A 19,784-nucleotide genomic window follows, 5' to 3' on the forward strand; every position below is an offset into this window, starting at 1 on the left:
CCCCGACCTTGCGCGGCGGGATTTTATCTGACAAAAGTCAGAGAAAATCCCGCCGGAGCTTTTCATGCACGACTGCCTCACCGATCCAATCGCCCGCACCCGCCGCTTTCACCGGGCCGTCACCACGGAATCGGGCGTGCTCGACAGCTCCTTTCTGGGCCGTGGGCGCCCGCTTGGCCCGGCCCGCGTTCTTAACGCCATTGGCCACGGGCGGCAGGACGTTGCCGACATCCGCGCCTTCCTGCGGCTTGATTCCGGCCTGATGAGCCGCTTGCTGCGCGGGCTGGAAGACGAGGGCCTGATCACCCTGCACAGCGCCCCCAACGATGCGCGTCGACGCCTCGCCACGCTGACCGACGCGGGCGCCGCCGAATTCGCCGCCTATGAGTCGCTGTCGGACGCGCAGGTCAGCGGCATCCTGAACCGCCACGCCCGCCCCGAGGCCCTGCTTGCCGCCATGGACATCGTCGCAACCGCGCTGGGGATCGACCGGACCGAGATCGTCGAAACCCCGCCCACGGATCCGCGCGCCATCGCCTGCCTGACCGCCTATTACGATGAACTGGCGCAGCGGCTGGCCACCGGCTTTGACGTATCGCTGTCCGCCGACCCCGAGACACAGGATATGACGCCCCCGCGCGGGGCCTTTCTGCTGGCATTATCCGACGGGATGCCCATCGGATGTGTCGGGCTCAAGGCCACCGACAAGGGCTATGCCGAGGTCAAACGCCTGTGGACCGCCCCGGCGGCGCGCGGCATGGGCCTTGCCAAGCGCTTGATGGATCAACTCGAAACCCGCGCGCGCACCCTTGGCATTACCCGGCTGAGGCTCGACAGCAACAGCGCGTTGCTCGAAGCCATCGCCATGTACCGCAAGGCCGGATGGACCGAGATCGACCGTTTCAACGACGATCCATACCCGGACCATTTCTTTGAAAAGGCGCTGTAGCCCCGGCGGCTCGACCAGCCGCGCCGCCTGCGCGGCGTCCCGTCGGTCACGCGTGAACAGGTTGTTTTCAACACGCGATCTTCGACCCGGATGACGCTGGCGCATCAGATGCGGCTGAACCGCTTTGTGGTGCCGCGGCTTGTGGAACCGGCCAGAGATCCCGGAGGCATCAGCGCGTCGCGGACCTTGGCCCGCATCGGGCTGCGCCTGCCCTCGCAATCCGCCCGCCGTCTTCCCTGGCATCGCCGCATCCCTTGTCAGTGCATTTCAGTGCATTTTCTTGAGATCCACGCGGCCCGCCCGGCGCCGTCCGGCGCCCCACCCACAGCCCCCTTTGTTTTTCGCACCGAATCCTGTAAGAGCACGGCTTCCTCAGTCAAAGGACCGCCGCCATGGCCGCAGATGCGCCCATCACCCAGGATCTGGTGACCATTCCCCGCAAGCTGCCCGAAGGTGGCAAGGTGAACCTCGTCGGACTCACGCGCGACGCGCTGCGCGAGGCGCTGATAGCCGCGGGCACGCCCGAAAAGCAGGCCAAGATGCGGGTGAACCAGCTATGGCAATGGGTCTATCACTGGGGCGTGCGCGATTTCGCCGACATGACCAACCTCGCGAAACCCTACCGCGCGCTGCTGGACGACCATTTCCAGATCGCCCTGCCCGAGATCGTCAGCAAGCAGGTGTCCACTGACGGCACCCGCAAATATCTGGTGCGCATCGCCGGCGGCCACGAGGTCGAGGTGGTCTATATCCCCGAAACCGACCGCGGGACCCTGTGCATTTCCAGCCAGGTCGGCTGCACGCTGACCTGTTCGTTCTGCCACACCGGCACGCAAAAGCTGGTGCGCAACCTGACCGCCGGGGAAATCGTCGGCCAGATCATGCTGGCGCGCGACGATCTGGATGAATGGCCCGCCGTTGGCACCGGCACGGGCGATGCGGGGCCGCGCCTGCTGTCCAATATCGTGCTGATGGGCATGGGCGAGCCGCTGTATAATTTCGACAACGTGCGCGACGCGATGAAAATCGCGATGGACGGCGAGGGCATCGCGCTCAGCCGCCGCCGCATCACCCTGTCCACCAGCGGAGTGGTGCCGGAAATCGCCAAATGCGCCGAGGAAATCGGCTGTCTGATGGCGGTCAGCTTTCACGCCACCACTGACGAGGTCCGCGACAAGCTGGTCCCGATCAACAAGCGCTGGAACATCGAAACCCTGCTGAACGCGCTGCGCGAGTATCCGCGCCTGTCGAACTCCGAGAGGATCACGTTTGAATATGTGATGCTCAAGGATGTGAACGACACCGATGCCGACGCGCGCCGCCTTGTGACGCTGATCAAGGGCATCCCGGCCAAGATCAACCTGATCCCGTTCAACGAATGGCCGGGCGCGCCCTATGAGCGATCCGACCCCGCACGGATCAGGAAGTTCGCCGACATCGTCTACAAGGCCGGCTATGCCTCACCGATCCGCACCCCGCGTGGCGAAGACATCATGGCTGCCTGCGGTCAGCTGAAATCAGCCACCGAGCGCGCCCGCAAGTCGCGCGCCCAGATCGCGGCGGAAACCGGCACCGCTTGATTTATCCGACCTTTCAGGTCAGGATAAGCCCGTCCAGCCAGCCCGGAATGCCCCGGCCAGCCCGGCGTTCATGCGCGAACGGGCACGGAGGCTGACATGCGCCACGAATATTTCGACACGACCGGGGCGGCGCTGCGCCCGCCGGAATGGCGCATTGTCACCATGTTGCGCGATGCCCAGGACCCGGACGCGCTGTGGCACGATCTGTCGCGGCGCATCGGACCCACGCGTGCCGACCAGGCGCTGGCGGGGTTTTCCCGATTTATGAACCTGCTTCGGACCTATGGCTGGCACACGCCGCTAACGCTTTGCCCCGGTGCGCGCAGCGTTTCCGAGGACGAGCGCGCTCTTGCCCGCTTTGTGCTGCACTGCGCCGAACAGGACCACGACAGCGCGACGGCCGAGGCGATGATGCTGGTGGCCCCGCAGGCGATTCTGCCGCTGGTGGCCGCGGGTGAACGGCTGGGGCTTCCGCTGCTGTGCGAGGAATGCCGGGAAAGGGCGCGCTGCCCCTTGACCTTCCAGTGACTGGAGGCCCTATATCCTTGTCAACAGCGACAAGGAGCCCGTCATGCCCGGCACGAACCTTCGTTTCGAAGTCACCAATCTGTCCTGCGGCGGCTGCGCGGGGCGCGCCCAAAAGGCTTTGGCTGCCGTCCCCGGCGTGCGCGATGCAAGCGTGAACCTTGCCAACCGGATGGCGACAATCGATGGGTCCGCCAGCGTGCCCGCCCTGCGCGAGGCGCTGCAAGCGGCGGGCTATCCGGCGCGCAGCGCGCGGGTGACGCTGGCCGTCGACGGCATGAGCTGCGCGTCCTGCGCCGGGCGCGTGGAAGCGGCGCTGAAAGCGGTTCCGGGGGTGATCGACGCCCGCGTCAACCTTGCGACAGACACGGCCGAGGTGACGCTGCTGGCTGGCAGCGCGGCCCCGACCGACCTTGCCCTGGTGGTCACCGAGGCGGGCTATACCGCCCGTCCCGCCGGCGATGACAGCGCCGCGCGCGACGCCGCCAAGGCCACGGAACAGCGCGCGCTCAGGCGCGATCTGATCGTCGCCGCCGCGCTGACCCTGCCGGTCTTCGTCATCGAAATGGGCGGGCATGTCATCCCCGGCTTTCATGCGCTGATCCTGTCAACCCTTGGGCAAGGCACATCCTGGGCGGTGCAATTCGTGCTGATCACCCTGGTGATGGTCTTTCCCGGACGGCGTTTCTATCGCATCGGGCTGCCGTTGCTTGCAAAGGGCGCGCCGGACATGAATTCCCTCGTCGCGCTGGGTACGCTCGCGGCTTGGGGCTATTCGATGGTGGCGCTGCTGCTGCCGAATGCCCTGCCCGACGCCAGCCGCGCCGTTTATTTCGAAGCGGCGGGTGTCATCGTGACGCTGATCCTGCTGGGCCGGTTTCTGGAGGCCCGCGCCAAGGGGCGCACCGGCGCCGCGATCCGGCGCCTGGTGGGTCTGCGCCCGACCACCGCGCGGGTGGAACGCGACGGCGCGATTGCAGAGGTGCCCATCGACGATCTTGCGCTTGGCGACATCGTGCATGTGCGCCCCGGCGAACGCATCGCGGTGGACGGCACGCTGCTGACCGGAACCGGCTACATCGATGAAAGCATGATCACCGGCGAACCCGCCCCCGTCGCCAAAGCCCCCGGAGACGCGGTTGTCGGCGGGACCGTGAACGGACAGGGCGCGCTGAGCCTGCGCGCCACCGCAGTGGGCCGGGACACGATGCTGGCGCGCATCATCGCCATGGTCGAACAGGCGCAAGGCGCGCGGCTGCCCATTCAGGCGCTGGCCGACAAGGTGGTGGTGTGGTTCGTGCCCGCCGTCATCGCCGCGGCGGCGCTGACCTTTGCGGTCTGGCTGGCCCTGGGGCCATCGCTGGCGCTGGCCATGGTGGCCGGGGTGTCGGTGCTGATTATCGCCTGCCCCTGCGCCATGGGGCTTGCCACGCCCACGTCGATCATGGTGGGCACCGGGCGCGCCGCCGAACTGGGGGTGCTGTTTCGCAAGGGCGACGCGCTGCAACGGCTGGACGGCGCGCGCCTCGTCGCGTTTGACAAGACAGGCACCCTGACCGAAGGCCGCCCGCAGCTGTTGACCACCGCGACCGACGGAATGGACGCCGCGCAGGCGCTGCGGCTGGCGGCCAGCGCTGAACAGGGTTCGGAACACCCCGTGGCGCGGGCGCTGGAACAGGCCGCAACCGATCTTGTGACGCCCTCGCAGGTCGAGGCGATCGCCGGTCACGGCCTGCGTGCCACGGTCGAGGGCCGCGCCCTGCTGATCGGCAACGCCCGGCTGATGGCGCGCGAGGGCGTGGCGCTTGGCCCGCTTGAAGCCGCCCATGACGAGGTGGCGCAAGCCGGGCAGACCCCCGTGCTGATGGCGGCGGACGGGCGCATCGCCGCGGTCTTTGCCGTGGCGGACAGGGTCAAGCCGGGGGCACGGGCGGCGGTGCAGGCCTTGCACGCGCGCGGACTGACCGTCGCGATGATTACCGGCGACACCGCCGCCACCGCCGAGGCCATCGCCGCCGAACTGGGCATCGACGAGGTGCAGGCCGAGGTTCTGCCCGAGGGCAAGCTGGACGCAGTCAAGGCGCTCAGGGCGCGCTTTGGTCCGGTGGCCTTTGTCGGCGACGGCATCAACGACGCCCCGGCCCTGGCCGAAGCCGACGTTGGCATCGCCATCGGCACCGGCACGGACGTGGCCATCGAAAGCGCCGACGTGGTGCTGATCTCGGGCGAACCGGGCGGTGTGACCGAGGCGATCAACGTCAGTACCGCGGTGCTGCGCAACATCCGGCAGAACCTGGTTTGGGCGTTCGGCTACAACGTGGCGCTGATCCCGGTAGCGGCGGGAGTGCTGTACCCGGCGTTCGGCATCCTGCTGTCGCCGATGCTGGCGGCCGGGGCGATGGCGCTGTCGTCGGTGTTCGTGCTGAGCAACGCGTTGCGATTGCGCCGCCTTGCCCCCGTCTCGCGCGCGAAGTCGCCCCCCGCCCGCCCGCTGATCGTGGAGCCCGCGCAATGAACATCGGACAGGTATCCGAACGCGCGGGTCTGCCCGCCAAGACCATTCGCTACTACGAGGACATCGGGCTGATCACACCGCAACGGGGCGACAACGGCTATCGGGCGTTTTCCGACACGGACGTGCACAAGCTGGCGTTCCTGGCCCATGCCCGCGCGCTTGGCTTTACCATCGAAGACTGCCGCACGCTTTTGGGTCTGTACGAGGATTCAGAGCGCGAAAGCGCGGACGTCAAGCGCCTCGCCACCCAGCATCTGGCGCAGATCGAAGACAAGATCGCCCGGCTGCAAGACATGCACGGCACCCTGGCCAAGCTGGTCGATGCCTGCCAGGGCGATCACCGCCCCGATTGCCCGATCCTTGCCGGGCTGGCCAAAGAGCGCTGAGACAAACGCAAAAGGGCGCCCGCGTGGGGCGCCCTTGTCCTGTTGGTCGCGTCCCGGTCAGTCCTGCGGAATGACCCGTAGCGACAGGTCCATCAGCTGATCGGACGAGGCCTCGGACGGGGCCGCCATCATCAGGTCTTCGGCGCGCTGATTCATCGGGAACATGATGACTTCGCGGATGTTCGACGTGCCGGCCAGCAGCATCACGATGCGGTCGATACCGGCGGCGCACCCGCCGTGCGGCGGAGCGCCGTACTGGAATGCGCTGTACAGCCCCTGGAACCGCTTCTTCACCTCGTCCTCGCCATAGCCGGCGATTTCGAACGCCTTGAGCATCAGGTCGGGTTTGTGGTTCCGGATCGCGCCGGACACCAGTTCGTAGCCATTGCAGGCCAGATCGTACTGGTACCCCTTGACCGCGAGCGGGTCGCCGTTCAACGCCTCCATCCCGCCCTGGGGCATCGAGAACGGGTTGTGTTCAAAGTCGATCTTGCCGCTTTCCTCGTCCTTTTCGTAGATCGGGAAATCGACGATCCAGGCAAAGGCGAAACGGTTGGTGTCGGTCAGGCCCAGTTCTTCGCCGATGGCATCACGCGCCTTGCCCGCCACGCGCTGGAACGCCTGCGGCTTGCCGCCAAGGAAGAACGCCGCGTCACCGACACCAAGGCCAAGCTGCTGGCGGATCGCCTCGGTCCGCTCGGGGCCGATGTTTTTCGCCAGCGGGCCGGCAGCCTCCGTCCCCTGCCCCTGATCGCGCCAGAAGATATAGCCCATGCCGGGCAGACCCTCTTTCTGGGCAAAGGCGTTCATGCGGTCGCAGAACTTGCGCGACCCGCCGGTGGGGGCGGGAATGGCGCGGATCTCGGTGCCGTCCTGTTCCAGCAGCTTGGCGAAGATCGCGAAACCCGAGCCGCGGAAATGGTCCGACACGTCCTGCATTTCGATCGGGTTGCGCAGGTCGGGCTTGTCGGTGCCGTATTTCAGCGCCGCTTCCTTGTAGGGGATCTGCGGCCAGCTTTCAGGCGCGTCGACCTTTGCGCCGCCGCCGAATTCCTCGAACACGCCCGCGATCACCGGCGAGACGGTGTCGAACACGTCCTGCTGGGTGACAAAGCTCATTTCCAGGTCAAGCTGATAGAAATCGGTGGGCGAGCGGTCGGCGCGGGGATCTTCGTCGCGGAAACAGGGCGCGATCTGGAAATATTTGTCGTAGCCCGACATCATGATGAGCTGTTTGAACTGCTGCGGGGCCTGCGGCAGCGCATAGAACTTGCCCGGATGCAGGCGCGAGGGCACCAGAAAGTCGCGCGCGCCTTCGGGGCTGGATGCGGTGATGATCGGCGTCTGGTATTCGCGAAATGCCTTGTCCCACATGCGCTGACGGATCGAGCGCACCACGTCGGACCGCAGGGTCATGTTGCGCTGCATCGCCTCGCGGCGCAGGTCAAGGTAGCGATAGCGCAGGCGCGTTTCCTCGGGGTATTCCTGATCGCCGAACACCATCAGCGGCAGCTCGGCGGATTGGCCGAGCACCTCGATGTCGCGGACGAAAACCTCGACCTCGCCGGTGGGCAGCTTGGCGTTCACCAGCTCGGCGGCGCGGGCCTTGACCTCGCCGTCGATGCGGATGCACCATTCAGACCGGACCTTTTCAACCGCCGCGAACGCGGCGCTGTCGGGATCGCAAAGCACCTGCGTCACGCCGTAATGGTCGCGCAGGTCGATGAAAAGAATGCCGCCGTGGTCGCGGATGCGGTTGACCCAGCCCGAAAGGCGGACGGTGTCGCCCACATTGTCCTTGCTGAGCGCGGCACAGGTGTGCGTGCGGTAGGCGTGCATGTCGGATGCCCCTTGGAAACTGCCGGAAAGTTAGGCGCCGATACAGCGCGCGCAGGCGCAGAAGTCAAGGGATCCGGGCTTGAACTTGTCGAAAAGCTAGGGCGTATTAACCTGTGTAAAGACTCGCCGCGCCGTTTGCCGCCCCGGGCCGATACCGGAAACATAGCATGCAGGGGGTTTTCAGATGTGGAAGACCGTGCTCGACAAGATGTTGGGAAAGCTGATCGTGACAGGTCGGCTGAATGTAGCGTGGCCCGATGGCACGCGCGATGAATACGGCCCCGGTGACGGGCTGGAGGCCGAGGTCAGGCTGACGCAGGACAGCATCGTCCGCGAACTGGGGCAAAAGCCCGTGCTGGCGCTTGGCGAGGGGTACATGGACGGGCGCATTGATGTCCCGCCGGACCGGCTTTACGATTTTCTTGCGCTGCTGATCCGCAATCAGCAGGCGGGCGAGATGCCGCGCTGGTTCGACGCGGTGCAGGCCCTGCGCGGGTGGACGCGCGGGATCGAACAACGCAACAACCCGCTGCGGTCGCAAAAAAACGTGCAGCACCATTACGACATTTCGGAAGATCTGTACCGGCTCTTTCTGGACGAGGACATGCAGTACAGCTGCGCCTATTTCACGCGTCCCGACATGACCCTCGAAGAGGCGCAGCAAGCCAAAAAGGATCACATCGCCCGAAAGTTGCGCATCGAGCCGGGCATGTCGGTGCTGGACATCGGCTGCGGCTGGGGCGGCATGGCGTTGACATTGGCCCGTGACCACGGGGCCCGGGTTACCGGCGTCACCCTGTCGGAAAACCAGCTTGCCACCGCGCAGGCGCGGGCCAGGGAGTCGGGGCTTGAGGATCGCGTGGAATTCCAGTTGCGCGATTATCGCAACGTCGACCGGCATTTCGACCGCATCGTCAGCGTGGGGATGCTGGAACATGTCGGCGCGCCACAGTTCGACACCTATTTCGAAAAGGTCGACGATATTCTTGCCCCAGAAGGAATCGCGCTGATCCACACCATCGGGCATGTGTCGCAGCCGCAGGCGACGTCGAAATGGCTGGATAAGTACATCTTTCCGGGCGGCTATATTCCGTCGCTGTCCGAGGTGTCGGCCTCGATCGAAAAGACCGGCCTCTGGGCGGCGGATGTCGAGGTGCTGCGCGGCCATTACGCACCGACGCTGAACCACTGGCGCCGGCGGTTCGAAGCCGCGTTGCCGCAGGTGCGGCGTATGTACGACGAGACGTTCGTGCGTATGTGGCGCTTCTACCTGGCCGCCTGCGAGGCCAGCTTCGAAGAGACGTTTCAGGGGGTGTTCCACCTGCAATTGTCGCACCAGCAATATGCGGTGCCGGTGACGCGCGATTACCTCTACCGCACCGACTCGTCGGCCCGCATGCTGCACGCCGCCCAGTAACGGCGCGGCAATTCCCGCCGCCCCGCCCGGAGTTTCCGGACGGGTGACCTCTGGCTGCCGGTGACCGGGATCGGCCGGTGGATTGGGGTTGCGCGGCTCCGGGTCTGCTCTATAACGCACGACAATTTGCGGACTGCGGCGACTCCGCCGCCGCTTTCCCGTGCCGGTCGAATACGTCTTAGAATCCGCCCAGAATACGAATAACCAGAGGTCGCAAGATGCCCAAGAGAACCGATATCAAGTCCATCATGATCATCGGCGCAGGGCCCATCATCATCGGTCAGGCCTGCGAATTCGACTATTCCGGCGCACAGGCCTGCAAGGCGCTGCGCGAAGAAGGCTACCGGGTCGTCCTGGTCAACTCGAACCCCGCGACGATCATGACCGACCCCGGCCTTGCAGACGCCACCTACATCGAACCGATCACGCCCGAAGTGGTTGCCAAGATCATCGAAAAGGAACGCCCCGACGCCCTGCTGCCGACCATGGGCGGGCAGACCGGGCTGAACACCTCGCTCAGGCTCGAAGAAATGGGCGTGCTGGCGAAATACGGCGTCGAGATGATCGGCGCCAAGCGCGAAGCCATCGAAATGGCCGAAGATCGCGCGCTTTTCCGCGAAGCGATGGACAGGATCGGGCTGGAAAACCCTGCCGCCACCATCGTCACCGCCCCCAAGAAGGCCAACGGCAAGGCCGATCTGGATGCGGGGGTCGCGATTGCACTTGAGGCGCTGGAAACCATCGGCCTGCCCGCGATCATCCGCCCCGCATTCACCCTTGGCGGCACCGGCGGCGGCGTGGCCTACAACCGCGAGGATTACATCCATTATTGCCGCACCGGCATGGATGCCTCGCCCGTCAATCAGATCCTGGTCGATGAATCCCTTCTGGGCTGGAAGGAATTCGAGATGGAGGTGGTGCGCGACAAGGCCGATAATGCCATCATCGTCTGCGCCATCGAAAACGTCGATCCCATGGGCGTGCACACCGGCGATTCGATCACCGTCGCCCCGGCGCTGACCCTTACGGACAAGGAATACCAGATCATGCGCAACGGCTCCATCGCCGTGCTGCGCGAGATCGGCGTGGAAACCGGCGGGTCCAACGTGCAATGGGCGGTGAACCCCGAAAACGGGCGCATGGTGGTGATCGAGATGAACCCGCGTGTGTCGCGTTCGTCGGCTCTGGCGTCCAAGGCGACCGGCTTTCCGATTGCGAAAATCGCCGCCAAGCTTGCCGTCGGCTACACGCTGGACGAGCTGGACAACGACATCACCAAGGTCACGCCCGCCAGCTTCGAGCCCACCATCGACTATGTTGTCACCAAGATTCCGAAATTCGCGTTCGAAAAGTTCCCCGGCTCGGAACCCCATCTTACCACCGCGATGAAATCCGTGGGCGAGGCGATGGCCATTGGCCGCACCATCCACGAATCGCTGCAAAAGGCGCTGGCGTCGATGGAATCCGGCCTGACCGGGTTTGACGAGATCGCCATCGAAGGCGCCCCCGAGAAATCCGCCGTCATCAAGGCGATCAGCCAGCAGACCCCGGACCGGATGCGCACCATCGCGCAGGCGATGCGCCACGGGCTGAGCGACGCCGAAATCCACGCCACCACCATGTTCGACCCCTGGTTCCTGGCCCGCATCCGCGAAATCGTCGAGACCGAGGCCGAGATCCGCGCAAACGGCCTGCCGCAGGACGAAGACGGCATGCGCGAGCTCAAGATGATGGGCTTTACCGACGCGCGGCTGGCCAAGCTGACCGGGTTCTCGGAAAAGGACGTGCGCAAGCGGCGAACCTCTCTGGGGGTGACGGCTGTTTTCAAACGCATCGACACCTGCGCCGCCGAATTCGAAGCACAGACCCCCTATATGTATTCCACCTACGAACAGCCGATGATGGGCGAGGTGGAATGCGAATCCCGCCCCTCGGATCGCAAGAAGGTGGTGATTCTGGGCGGTGGCCCGAACCGCATCGGACAGGGCATAGAATTCGACTATTGCTGCTGTCACGCCTGTTTCGCGCTGTCCGATGTCGGCTACGAGACGATCATGATCAACTGCAACCCGGAAACCGTGTCGACCGATTACGACACCTCCGATCGGCTGTATTTCGAACCGCTGACCTTTGAACATGTGATGGAGATCCTGCGGGTCGAGCTGGAAAACGGCACGCTGCATGGCGTCATCGTTCAGTTCGGCGGGCAAACCCCGCTGAAACTCGCCAACGCACTTGAGGCCGAGGGCATCCCGATCCTGGGCACCACCCCCGATGCCATCGACCTTGCCGAAGACCGCGAGCGGTTCCAGGCGCTGGTCACCCAGCTTGGGCTCAAGCAACCCAGGAACGGCATCGCATCCACCGACGCGCAGGCGCTGGCCATCGCCGAAGACATCGGCTTTCCGCTGGTGATCCGTCCGTCCTATGTTCTGGGGGGGCGGGCGATGGAAATCGTGCGCGATATGGCCCATCTTGAACGCTACATCCGCGAGGCGGTCGTGGTGTCGGGCGACAGCCCCGTGCTGCTGGACAACTACCTGTCCGGCGCCACTGAACTGGACGTTGACGCGCTGTGCGACGGCGAGGCGGTGCATGTCACCGGCATCATGCAGCACATCGAAGAGGCCGGCGTGCATTCGGGCGACAGCGCCTGCTCGTTGCCGCCCTATTCGCTGCCCAAGGACATCATCGAAGAGATCAAGCGCCAGACCGAGGCGCTGGCCCGCGCGCTGCATGTGGTCGGCCTGATGAACGTGCAATTCGCCGTCAAGGGCACCGACATCTACCTGATCGAGGTCAACCCCCGCGCCTCGCGCACCGTGCCCTTTGTCGCCAAGGCGACCGACAGCGCGATCGCGTCCATCGCGGCGCGCATCATGGCGGGCGAAAAGCTGTCGGCCTTCCCGCTGCGCGAAGGCTACGCGCTGGACACCGATTACGACACCGACGTGCCGATGGCCGACCCGATGACCCTGGCCGATCCGGATATGCCCTGGTATTCGGTGAAAGAGGCGGTGCTGCCCTTTGCCCGCTTTCCCGGCGTCGACACCATTCTGGGGCCGGAAATGCGGTCCACCGGCGAAGTTATGGGCTGGGATCGCTCCTTCCCGCGCGCATTCCTCAAGGCGCAGATGGGCGCGGGCACCGATCTGCCGACCGAAGGGTCGGTGTTCTTCTCGGTCAAGGATGACGACAAGACCGACCAGATGGTCGAGGCGGCGCAGACCCTCACGGACATGGGATTCACCATCATCGCGACGGGTGGCACGGCGACATTCTTTGAGGCTGCCGGCGTCTCCTGCGAGCGGGTGAAAAAGGTCTATGAAGGCCGCCCGAACGTGGTCGACATGATGAAGGACGGCGGCATCCAGCTGGTGCTGAACACCACCGAAGGCTCGGCCGCGGTCGAGGATTCACGCGAAATCCGGTCGGTCGCGCTGTATGACAAGATCCCGTATTTCACCACCGCCGCAGGGGCCCATGCGGCCGTTATGGCGATGAAATCGCGCGAAGAAGGCGAGATCGCAGTCAAAAGCCTGCAAGGCTGATGCTGCCCCGGTCCGGCCCCTGCGGGTGGTCAGACCGGGCGCGACCGGAACCACAGATACAGCGGCAATCCGCAGCTGAGCCCAATGCAAAACGTCGCCGGGATCGCCAGCAGCGCCCAGCAGTTTCGCCGCACCGCGACCTCGGCCAAGATCCACAGGGTCAGCACCACGGCCGAGATCATCAGATCCCAGCTCAGGCCCCGGACCGCGGCGTTCTGCGTCCATGCCGCAAACAGGCCGTCGGGCGATACGCCCTCATCGCGAAACCATGTCAGAAGATGCGCCATCGGATGCACCGCGCCCCAAAGCGCGAGCGCAAGCCACAGGTGGCGCAGCCTTACCACCCGCCGGATACCCCGACTTCTGCCGTGCCGCTAAGCGTCATCGACACGCCGGAGTCAGATTTCGGCTCGGGCGGGACCGGCGGACCATCCGCGCCGCACCCGGCAATCAGACATACCAGCCCGAGGGCCACAAGCGTTTTCATCCAAGGATCTCCTTCCAGCGAGCCACCTGTTCGCGCACCCGCACCGGTGCAGTGCCGCCATAGCTCAGGCGGCTTGCAACCGAATTATGCACGCCCAGCACGTCAAAGATACCGCTGGTGATCGCCGGGCTGACCGATTGCATGTCCTCCAGCGACAGGTCGGGCAGGTCGCAGCCCTTCCTTTCCGCCATCGCCACCAGCGCGCCGGTGACGTGATGCGCAGCGCGGAACGGCAGGCCGGTTTCGCGCACCAGCCAGTCGGCAAGATCGGTCGCGGTGGAAAAGCCCGCCGATGCGGCGGCTTCCAGATTGGCGACATTCGCGGTCATGTCGCGCACCATGCCATCCATCGCGGCCAGCGCCAGCATCAGGTTGTCGGCGGCGTCGAACACTTGTTCCTTGTCCTCCTGCATATCCTTGGAATAGGCCAGCGGCAGGCCCTTCATCACCGTCATCAGTGCGACATTTGCCCCGAAGATCCGCCCGATCTTGGCGCGGATCAGCTCGGCAGCGTCGGGGTTTTTCTTTTGCGGCATGATCGACGAGCCGGTCGAAAAGCGATCCGACAGCGCCACGAACCGGAACTGGGCGGACGACCAGATCACCAGCTCTTCGGCAAAGCGGCTCAGGTGCATGGCGCAGATGCTGGCGGCGCCGAGGAAATCCAGCGCGAAATCACGGTCGCTGACCGCGTCCAGCGAATTCGCGGCGGGCCGGTCGAACCCAAGCGCCTGCGCGGTCATGTGGCGGTCGATGGGAAACCCGGTGCCAGCCAGCGCGGCGGCGCCAAGCGGGCTTTCGTTCATGCGGGCGCGGGCGTCGCGCACGCGGCTCAGATCGCGGGCGAACATTTCCACATAGGCCATCATGTGGTGGCCCCAGGTCACCGGCTGCGCGGTTTGCAGGTGGGTAAAGCCGGGCATGACCCAGTCGGCGCCCGCTTCGGCCTGACCGACAAGGGCCCGGATCAGCGCCAGCAGCCCCTGTTCGAACGCGTCGAACTGATCGCGCACCCAGAGTTTGAAATCCGTCGCCACCTGATCGTTGCGCGACCGGCCCGTGTGCAGACGACCGGCGGGTTCGCCGACAACCTCTTTCAGCCGTGCCTCGACATTCATGTGAATGTCTTCCAGCGCGGTGGAAAAGGCGAACTCGCCGCGCTCGATCTCTGACAGTACCGTGAGCAGGCCTTCCCGGATCGCTTCGGCGTCGCTATCACTGATGATGCCCGTGGCGGCCAGCATGGCGGCGTGGGCCCTTGAACCGGCGATATCCTGCGCCGCAAGCCGCTTGTCGAACCCGATCGAGGCGTTGATCGCCTCCATGATCGCATCGGGCCCGGCGGCAAAGCGGCCGCCCCACATCTGGTTCGAGGTCTTGTCCGACATGCTGATGCCTCCGGGAGGAAAAATGAGAAATCTGGCGCTTGCGCTCCTGTATACCGCCGCTGCGGCGCTTGCAAATCCGGCCACGGCCGACATCGCCAGCGCGGATGCGCTGCGCGATGGCGATATGAAAAAGCTCAATTTCCATTCAGAAGCGAAACCGGCCGGCGACGCGGATTTCACCACGTTCGAAGGCGCGCCGCTCAACCTGACCGACTGGCGGGGCAAATGGGTTCTGGTGAATTTCTGGGCGACATGGTGCGCGCCCTGCCGCAAGGAAATGCCGGCGCTGGCCGAATTGCAGCGCGATCTGGGTGGCGACAGTTTCGAGGTCGTGACGATTGCGACGGGCCGCAACCCGCCCCCCGCGATGCAGCAATTCTTTGACGAAATCGGCGTCGACAACCTGCCCCTGCATCGCGACCCGAAATCCGGGCTGGCCCGGCAGATGGGGGTGCTCGGCCTGCCGATCAGTGTGATCCTTAACCCCGACGGCGACGAGGTCGCGCGCCTTCAGGGCGATGCCGACTGGCAATCCGACAGCGCCAGGGCCGTGCTGTCCGCGCTTATCCTGCCCGAAAGCTGAAACCGAAAACGGGGCAGGGAATTCCCCCTGCCCCGCCTCGTCTCAACACTGTCCGAAAGAATTGCCGCACCATGGACGCTAGTTCAGCGCCATCAGGATACGGCGGGATTGGGTCTTTTCACCGCTCAAGTGGTCTCTGGCCCAGCCTTTCATGGCCGCTCCGAGCTGATCGAGTTCCAACGCCCCCGTCGAAACCAGCCCACCAAGCCCCCATTCCTTCCACGCCAGCCCCAGCGCCGTTTCTCGTGTCACCCGTTGCCGGGCTTCACGGAAACCGTTGAAATGGACGATGACATAAGCGCAGCGCCCCATAGTGCGTGCGCAGCGATGCGGTTCATAGCGCGTGATCCGGCCATCGGCCGTCACGTCCCGCACCACCTCGCCCCGGTCGTTGGTGTAGTAGCTGCCCAAGAAAACCGGTGTGTTGCCCTTGCTCTCATAAGTGTCGAATTGGAAAAGCTCGTTCGTTTGCCCGCGTGCGACGTGGCTTTGATAGGCACCGTGCCCGTCCTCCATCACCATCAGCGAACCGGGCGCCATGCGCGCGGTCTTCCAGGCGATGTCGGCGTGCAGCGGTACGCTGGCCAGCGTCAGGATTGCAGACAAGAAAAAAGCGCGCATGGCGCGTGCATCTCCGGTTTCACGGCCCCCACCGCTACGGACAACTTTGACGAAAACTTGTCACAGTTCAAGCGTTTGCCACATTCCGGCCACAAAAGGCGCCGCTAGGCGGACAATGCCGTCCGAAGGGTCGCAATGGTTCACGGATGGCACAAGCATTGACGCTTTGGCCGCGAATCACCGGGGGCAATCAGCGACAGTAAGGTCCGCCGCGATGCCGCGCGGTGTCGTAATGCAGGTGATCTTCGTGATACCCGTCAGAGCCCGGCCCCAGCGTGGTTCCGAAAATCCCGCAGCCGGACTTGTGCAAGCGGCGCAACGCCCGCCCCTTTGGCCCGGAATGCCAGTCGCGCAGCACGCTGATTTCGTCGCCATTCGCAAGGAAGACGCCGGAAATGTCGATGGCATGACCCCGGCCATGCTCACTGACCTTGGCGCCGGGCACGTTGTTGCGCGTCCGGCACGCGTAATGCGCGGCGACGCGTAGTCCCGCAGCCCCGCCGCCAAGGCGGCCCACAGCGGGTTTCACCCCCTTGTTGACCCAGCGTTTCAGCGCCTTTGCCGTGGTGCAATCCAGCATCGCCGATTGGCTGAGCGCAACGCCCGACACCGAGTGGACCTTGACCGCATCTTCAATCCCGCAGCCGCGAATGCGCCCCGGAACAAAGCCCACCGGCTCGCCCTGAATGGCCGGATCGCCGCAGATCGCGCCCTTGCGCCGCGCCTCGCGCTGCGACATCACACGGCGCACCAGACTGTTGGGGCGCAGCACCGGCAGACGAGACAGGCCCACCGCCTGCGCCGACACGCCCGCGAATGCGCTTGCGCGGCTGAGCGTTCCGACCACATCCTCGGGAATGAAACCGGGAATGCCCGCGCCGCGCAGATGCTGCCCAAGGGTCTGGTGCAAGTTCGGGGTGGCGCCTTCGGGGCGGGGCTGCGGGCGAAGAGGCTGGGCGATGACATCCCCCTTGGGCGGCGGGCGCAGCGAGGTCGCGGGCGCCTCGGCCATCGCTTGTGTCGCAAGCGCCAGTACCGCGAAAAGCAACCCAGGGCGCATCGTCAGCCGTCCTTTCTGATCCGCCCGAAGTCAGGAGCGTCCGTATCCTGACCGGCCCGAAGAATCCCCCGGCGGATGCTGCGCGTATGGGTGAAATAGTCAAACAGCGTGTCCCCGTCGCCGGTGCGAATGGCCCGTTGCAGGGCGAACAGCTCTTCGGTGAACCGGCCAAGGATTTCCAGTGCGGCATCCTTGTTGGTCAGGAAGACGTCGCGCCACATGGTCGGATCGCTTGCCGCGATGCGGGTGAAATCGCGAAATCCCGCAGCCGAAAACTTGATGACCTCCTGGTCGGACACCCGGCGCAGATCGTCCGCGACCCCCACCATGGTATAGGCGATCAGGTGCGGCACATGGCTGACCACGGCGCAGACCAGATCGTGATGCGCCACCTCCATCCGCTCGGTGCTGGCGCCCAGCGCCTGCCAGTAGGATTCAAGCTGCGCTGTCGCCTGCTCGGGCGCGCCCTCCGGCACGATGAGACACCAGCGATTGTCAAACAGGCTGGCAAAGCCGGATTCGGGGCCGGAATGCTCGGTTCCCGCCATCGGATGGGCGGGCACGAAATTCACGCCGTTTGGCAAGTGCGGCGCTACCGCTTCGATGACCGACGCCTTGACCGAGCCGACATCGGTTACCGTGCAGCCGGGTTTCAGGTGGGGCGCAATGGTTGCCGCGATGGCCCCCATGGCGCCAACCGGCACGGCAAGCACGACAAGATCCGCATCCCGGACGGCCGCTTCGGCGCTGTCGCAGATGGTGTCGCACAGGCCGATCCTGCGCGCGGTGTCCCGCGTGGATGCCGAGCGGGCATAGCCGGTGACATGGCTGTCCATCCCCGCGCGACGCATCGCCCAGAACATCGAAGAGGCGATCAGCCCCAGCCCGATCAAAGCGACGCGCGGATAGGTCATCTTGCGCCCGCCTTGAACAGGCCGATGCAATGGGCGACCCGGCGGCACGATGCCTCGTCCCCGACGGTGATGCGCAGCGCGGCGGGCAGCTTGTAGCCGGTAACCCGGCGCACAAGAATGCCCTGCGATTGCAGGAACGTATCGCAAGCCCCGGCCTCGTCAGGGCTGCCAAAGCGGGCCAGAACGAAATTCGCGGTCGACGCATCCGACGGCACGCCATGCTCCGCAAGTGCCTCGGCCAGCCAGGCGCGCCAGCGGGTGTTTTCCTCACGCGACTTCTCGACATGGGCGGTGTCGCGAATCGCAGCCTCGGCGGCCTTGAGCGCGACGGACGAAAGATTGAACGGTTGTCTGATGCGCGTCAGCACGTCGATGATGTATTGTGGCCCGTATCCCCAACCAACGCGCATACCGCCCAGCCCGTAAAGCTTGGAAAACGTGCGCGTCATGATGACGTTCTGCCGCGATTCCACAAGGCGCGCGCCGCCGTCGTAACCTTCGACATAGTCCGCATAGGCGCCATCCAGAACGAGGATCGCCTGCGGCGGAAGATTGTCTGCCAGCCGCTCGATCTCGGCAAGACCGATCATCGTGCCGGTGGGATTGTTCGGATTCGCGATGAAAACAAGCTTGGTGCGGTCGCTGCAAGCGGCCAGAATGGTGTCTACGCAAACCACGCGTTCGCGCTCGGCCACCTCGACGGGGGTCGCGCCCACAGACTGCGCAAGGATCGCATACATCGCAAAGCCGTGTTCGGTGTGGATCACCTCATCGCCGGGCCCGGCATAGGCCTGAGCAAGGAATTGCAGCACCTCGTCAGAACCGACACCGCAAATAATGCGCGACGACTGAAGCCCGTGAACCTCGGCGATGGCAGTCCGCAACTCCGCGTGATCGGTCGAGGGATAGCGATGGATCTCGTGCACGACCCGGCGCACGGCATCCTGTGCCGCAGGCGACGGCCCGAACGGGTTCTCGTTCGAACTGAGTTTAATAACGTTGCTCACGCCATCCACGCTCGACTTGCCGCCAACGTAAAGCGCAATATCCATGATACCCGGCTGCGGCTCGATGCCCGCCATTGTCGTCACCCCCGGAAAACGTTGCCGAAACCTTCTAACTTGCACCGCCCCACATGACCAGACGCCCTGCCCGGCCCCAAGAAAATTCGTACGAATTTTCTTGGGCGCTTGCGACGGCGCTGACGCGAAGATTTTTCGAACGAAAAATCTTCGGTTGGCAAGAGCATTGCGAAAGGCCCGCTGCTGGGTTTCGCCGATGGCTTTGAGAACGTGGTCCAAACGGCGGTGTAGCGGCGGCCTCTCTATGCACTGCGCCCCGACGGGACCGCGGGAGGGACGTCGCGTTCGGCCGCATACACGCACGGCCGCGACGCGAGCCCCCATCATCACGCGAGTCCAACTTTCGAGGCTGGTGCGGGGAGATGTCGCGGTCCGTACCGGCGGCCAAGGGCCTCGCCGGTTGGGCACAAATGGATCATTCCGATGGGCGTTGTTGCAGACCTCCCGCCTGAGGCGTGATTTCCCGTTACCCCGCTGACGTTATGCCACGCGGACGATCACGGCGGTGCCGAGGGCGTTGAAGCGGTTCACAAGGGCGACACGAATGTGGATCTCGGCGGTCTGGCGGTCGGGGTCTCTTGCGGCGATGCGTTCGCCGAATGCCTTAATGCCTCGCATCTTGGCCTCGGCGCGGCTTCGGGCGTGGTATCCGGTCCAATGCTTCCAGAATGCACGACCGTAGCGTTTCGCAGCGCGCAGCGTCTCGTTCCGAGCTTTCGCCGCCGGGCAGTCTTCCTTCCAGGCGCGCCCGTTCTTCCGGATCGGGATAATCGGGATGGCCTGCCGTTCGGTGATGGCGGCATGGCAACGGCGGGTGTCGTAGCCACCGTCGGCGGTCACCGTTCCGATCTGCTCGTCCTCGAAGATCTGGCCGAGCAACTCGGGCA

General features: G+C 65.0%; 17 protein-coding genes. 8 read left to right on the plus strand and 9 right to left on the minus strand.

The features are described from left to right. The first annotated feature begins 64 nt into the window (after positions 1-64). From ATI53_RS17905 to cueR, 5 genes are all read left to right on the plus strand, one after another. Entirely contained in the window at positions 65-949 is an 885-nt protein-coding gene (locus tag ATI53_RS17905) for a bifunctional helix-turn-helix transcriptional regulator/GNAT family N-acetyltransferase (protein ID WP_111551023.1), read from the plus strand. 392 nt (positions 950-1,341) lie between these two features. After that, positions 1,342-2,529, plus strand: coding sequence for a dual-specificity RNA methyltransferase RlmN (gene rlmN, locus ATI53_RS17910; RefSeq protein WP_009503006.1), 1,188 nt, complete (start codon positions 1,342-1,344; stop codon positions 2,527-2,529). 96 nt (positions 2,530-2,625) lie between these two features. Further along, positions 2,626-3,057, plus strand: coding sequence for a hypothetical protein (locus ATI53_RS17915; RefSeq protein WP_009503007.1), 432 nt, complete (start codon positions 2,626-2,628; stop codon positions 3,055-3,057). Positions 3,058-3,100: 43 nt separating this feature from the next. Then, positions 3,101-5,569 carry a heavy metal translocating P-type ATPase gene (locus tag ATI53_RS17920; RefSeq protein ID WP_009503008.1) on the plus strand — a complete coding sequence of 823 codons (2,469 nt, stop codon included), beginning with the start codon at positions 3,101-3,103 and terminating at the stop codon, positions 5,567-5,569. Beyond that, complete coding sequence (gene cueR, locus ATI53_RS17925) at positions 5,566-5,955, plus strand: Cu(I)-responsive transcriptional regulator (RefSeq protein WP_009503009.1); 390 nt, start codon at positions 5,566-5,568, stop codon at positions 5,953-5,955. The genes ATI53_RS17920 and cueR overlap by 4 nt, the downstream gene beginning before the upstream one ends. A 57-nt stretch (positions 5,956-6,012) precedes the next feature. Here cueR and aspS read toward each other — a convergent pair whose 3' ends face one another. Then, positions 6,013-7,794 (minus strand): aspartate--tRNA ligase, encoded by a 1,782-nt coding sequence (gene aspS / locus ATI53_RS17930; protein WP_111551024.1) that lies wholly within the window; start codon positions 7,792-7,794, stop codon positions 6,013-6,015. Between the two features lie 184 nt (positions 7,795-7,978). On the opposite strand from aspS, the gene ATI53_RS17935 reads away from it, so the two are divergent. Both ATI53_RS17935 and carB read left to right on the plus strand, forming a co-directional pair. After that, the gene (locus tag ATI53_RS17935; RefSeq protein ID WP_009503011.1) at positions 7,979-9,211 is read left to right on the plus strand and encodes an SAM-dependent methyltransferase; all 1,233 of its coding nucleotides are present in this window, start codon (positions 7,979-7,981) and stop codon (positions 9,209-9,211) included. A 218-nt stretch (positions 9,212-9,429) separates the two neighbouring features. Continuing rightward, positions 9,430-12,762 carry a carbamoyl-phosphate synthase large subunit gene (carB, locus tag ATI53_RS17940; RefSeq protein WP_009503012.1) on the plus strand — a complete coding sequence of 1,111 codons (3,333 nt, stop codon included), beginning with the start codon at positions 9,430-9,432 and terminating at the stop codon, positions 12,760-12,762. Between the two features lie 29 nt (positions 12,763-12,791). On the opposite strand, the gene ATI53_RS17945 is transcribed toward carB, so the two are convergent. Genes ATI53_RS17945 through argH form a run of 3 tightly spaced genes read right to left on the minus strand, consistent with a single transcriptional unit; the run spans position 12,792 to position 14,637 of the window. After that, a complete protein-coding gene (locus ATI53_RS17945) occupies positions 12,792-13,106 on the minus strand; it encodes a DUF2834 domain-containing protein (protein WP_009503013.1) in 315 nt (104 codons plus the stop codon). After that, positions 13,100-13,249, minus strand: coding sequence for a hypothetical protein (locus ATI53_RS17950; protein ID WP_009503014.1), 150 nt, complete (start codon positions 13,247-13,249; stop codon positions 13,100-13,102). Before ATI53_RS17950 ends, ATI53_RS17945 begins: the two co-directional genes overlap by 7 nt. Beyond that, on the minus strand, positions 13,246-14,637 hold the full coding sequence (gene argH / locus ATI53_RS17955) for an argininosuccinate lyase (RefSeq protein ID WP_009503015.1): 1,392 nt from the start codon (positions 14,635-14,637) through the stop codon (positions 13,246-13,248). The genes ATI53_RS17950 and argH overlap by 4 nt, the downstream gene beginning before the upstream one ends. Positions 14,638-14,659: 22 nt before the next feature. On the opposite strand from argH, the gene ATI53_RS17960 reads away from it, so the two are divergent. Next, a complete protein-coding gene (locus ATI53_RS17960) occupies positions 14,660-15,220 on the plus strand; it encodes a TlpA family protein disulfide reductase (RefSeq protein ID WP_009503016.1) in 561 nt (186 codons plus the stop codon). 78 nt (positions 15,221-15,298) lie between these two features. Here ATI53_RS17960 and ATI53_RS17965 read toward each other — a convergent pair whose 3' ends face one another. The 5 genes from ATI53_RS17965 to ATI53_RS17985 all read right to left on the minus strand — a co-directional run. Further along, a complete protein-coding gene (locus tag ATI53_RS17965; protein WP_009503017.1) occupies positions 15,299-15,841 on the minus strand; it encodes a hypothetical protein in 543 nt (180 codons plus the stop codon). 190 nt (positions 15,842-16,031) lie between these two features. Next, entirely contained in the window at positions 16,032-16,901 is an 870-nt protein-coding gene (locus ATI53_RS17970; RefSeq protein ID WP_111551025.1) for an extensin-like domain-containing protein, read from the minus strand. A 2-nt stretch (positions 16,902-16,903) separates the two neighbouring features. Beyond that, the gene (locus ATI53_RS17975; RefSeq protein ID WP_009503019.1) at positions 16,904-17,815 is read right to left on the minus strand and encodes a prephenate/arogenate dehydrogenase family protein; all 912 of its coding nucleotides are present in this window, start codon (positions 17,813-17,815) and stop codon (positions 16,904-16,906) included. Further along, complete coding sequence (gene hisC / locus ATI53_RS17980) at positions 17,812-18,897, minus strand: histidinol-phosphate transaminase (RefSeq protein WP_009503020.1); 1,086 nt, start codon at positions 18,895-18,897, stop codon at positions 17,812-17,814. Before hisC ends, ATI53_RS17975 begins: the two co-directional genes overlap by 4 nt. A gap of 480 nt (positions 18,898-19,377) precedes the next feature. Further along, positions 19,378-19,784: transposase (locus tag ATI53_RS17985; protein ID WP_146609953.1), on the minus strand; the 407-nt coding region annotated here is incomplete at its 5' end.

The sequence above is a fragment of the Salipiger aestuarii genome, from assembly GCF_003259905.1.
Classification (GTDB): Bacteria; Pseudomonadota; Alphaproteobacteria; order Rhodobacterales; family Rhodobacteraceae; genus Salipiger; species Salipiger aestuarii.

What these genes read in the sequence shown, in the direction of transcription:
- ATI53_RS17905 (WP_111551023.1), top strand. Translation starts at nt 65, where the DNA reads ATGCACGACTGCCTCACCGATCCAATCGCCCGCACCCGCCGCTTTCAC.
- rlmN (WP_009503006.1), top strand. Translation starts at nt 1,342, where the DNA reads ATGGCCGCAGATGCGCCCATCACCCAGGATCTGGTGACCATTCCCCGC.
- ATI53_RS17915 (WP_009503007.1), top strand. Translation starts at nt 2,626, where the DNA reads ATGCGCCACGAATATTTCGACACGACCGGGGCGGCGCTGCGCCCGCCG.
- ATI53_RS17920 (WP_009503008.1), top strand. Translation starts at nt 3,101, where the DNA reads ATGCCCGGCACGAACCTTCGTTTCGAAGTCACCAATCTGTCCTGCGGC.
- cueR (WP_009503009.1), top strand. Translation starts at nt 5,566, where the DNA reads ATGAACATCGGACAGGTATCCGAACGCGCGGGTCTGCCCGCCAAGACC.
- aspS (WP_111551024.1), bottom strand. Translation starts at nt 7,794, where the DNA reads ATGCACGCCTACCGCACGCACACCTGTGCCGCGCTCAGCAAGGACAAT.
- ATI53_RS17935 (WP_009503011.1), top strand. Translation starts at nt 7,979, where the DNA reads ATGTGGAAGACCGTGCTCGACAAGATGTTGGGAAAGCTGATCGTGACA.
- carB (WP_009503012.1), top strand. Translation starts at nt 9,430, where the DNA reads ATGCCCAAGAGAACCGATATCAAGTCCATCATGATCATCGGCGCAGGG.
- ATI53_RS17950 (WP_009503014.1), bottom strand. Translation starts at nt 13,249, where the DNA reads ATGAAAACGCTTGTGGCCCTCGGGCTGGTATGTCTGATTGCCGGGTGC.
- argH (WP_009503015.1), bottom strand. Translation starts at nt 14,637, where the DNA reads ATGTCGGACAAGACCTCGAACCAGATGTGGGGCGGCCGCTTTGCCGCC.
- ATI53_RS17960 (WP_009503016.1), top strand. Translation starts at nt 14,660, where the DNA reads ATGAGAAATCTGGCGCTTGCGCTCCTGTATACCGCCGCTGCGGCGCTT.
- ATI53_RS17965 (WP_009503017.1), bottom strand. Translation starts at nt 15,841, where the DNA reads ATGCGCGCTTTTTTCTTGTCTGCAATCCTGACGCTGGCCAGCGTACCG.
- ATI53_RS17970 (WP_111551025.1), bottom strand. Translation starts at nt 16,901, where the DNA reads ATGCGCCCTGGGTTGCTTTTCGCGGTACTGGCGCTTGCGACACAAGCG.
- ATI53_RS17975 (WP_009503019.1), bottom strand. Translation starts at nt 17,815, where the DNA reads ATGACCTATCCGCGCGTCGCTTTGATCGGGCTGGGGCTGATCGCCTCT.
- hisC (WP_009503020.1), bottom strand. Translation starts at nt 18,897, where the DNA reads ATGGCGGGCATCGAGCCGCAGCCGGGTATCATGGATATTGCGCTTTAC.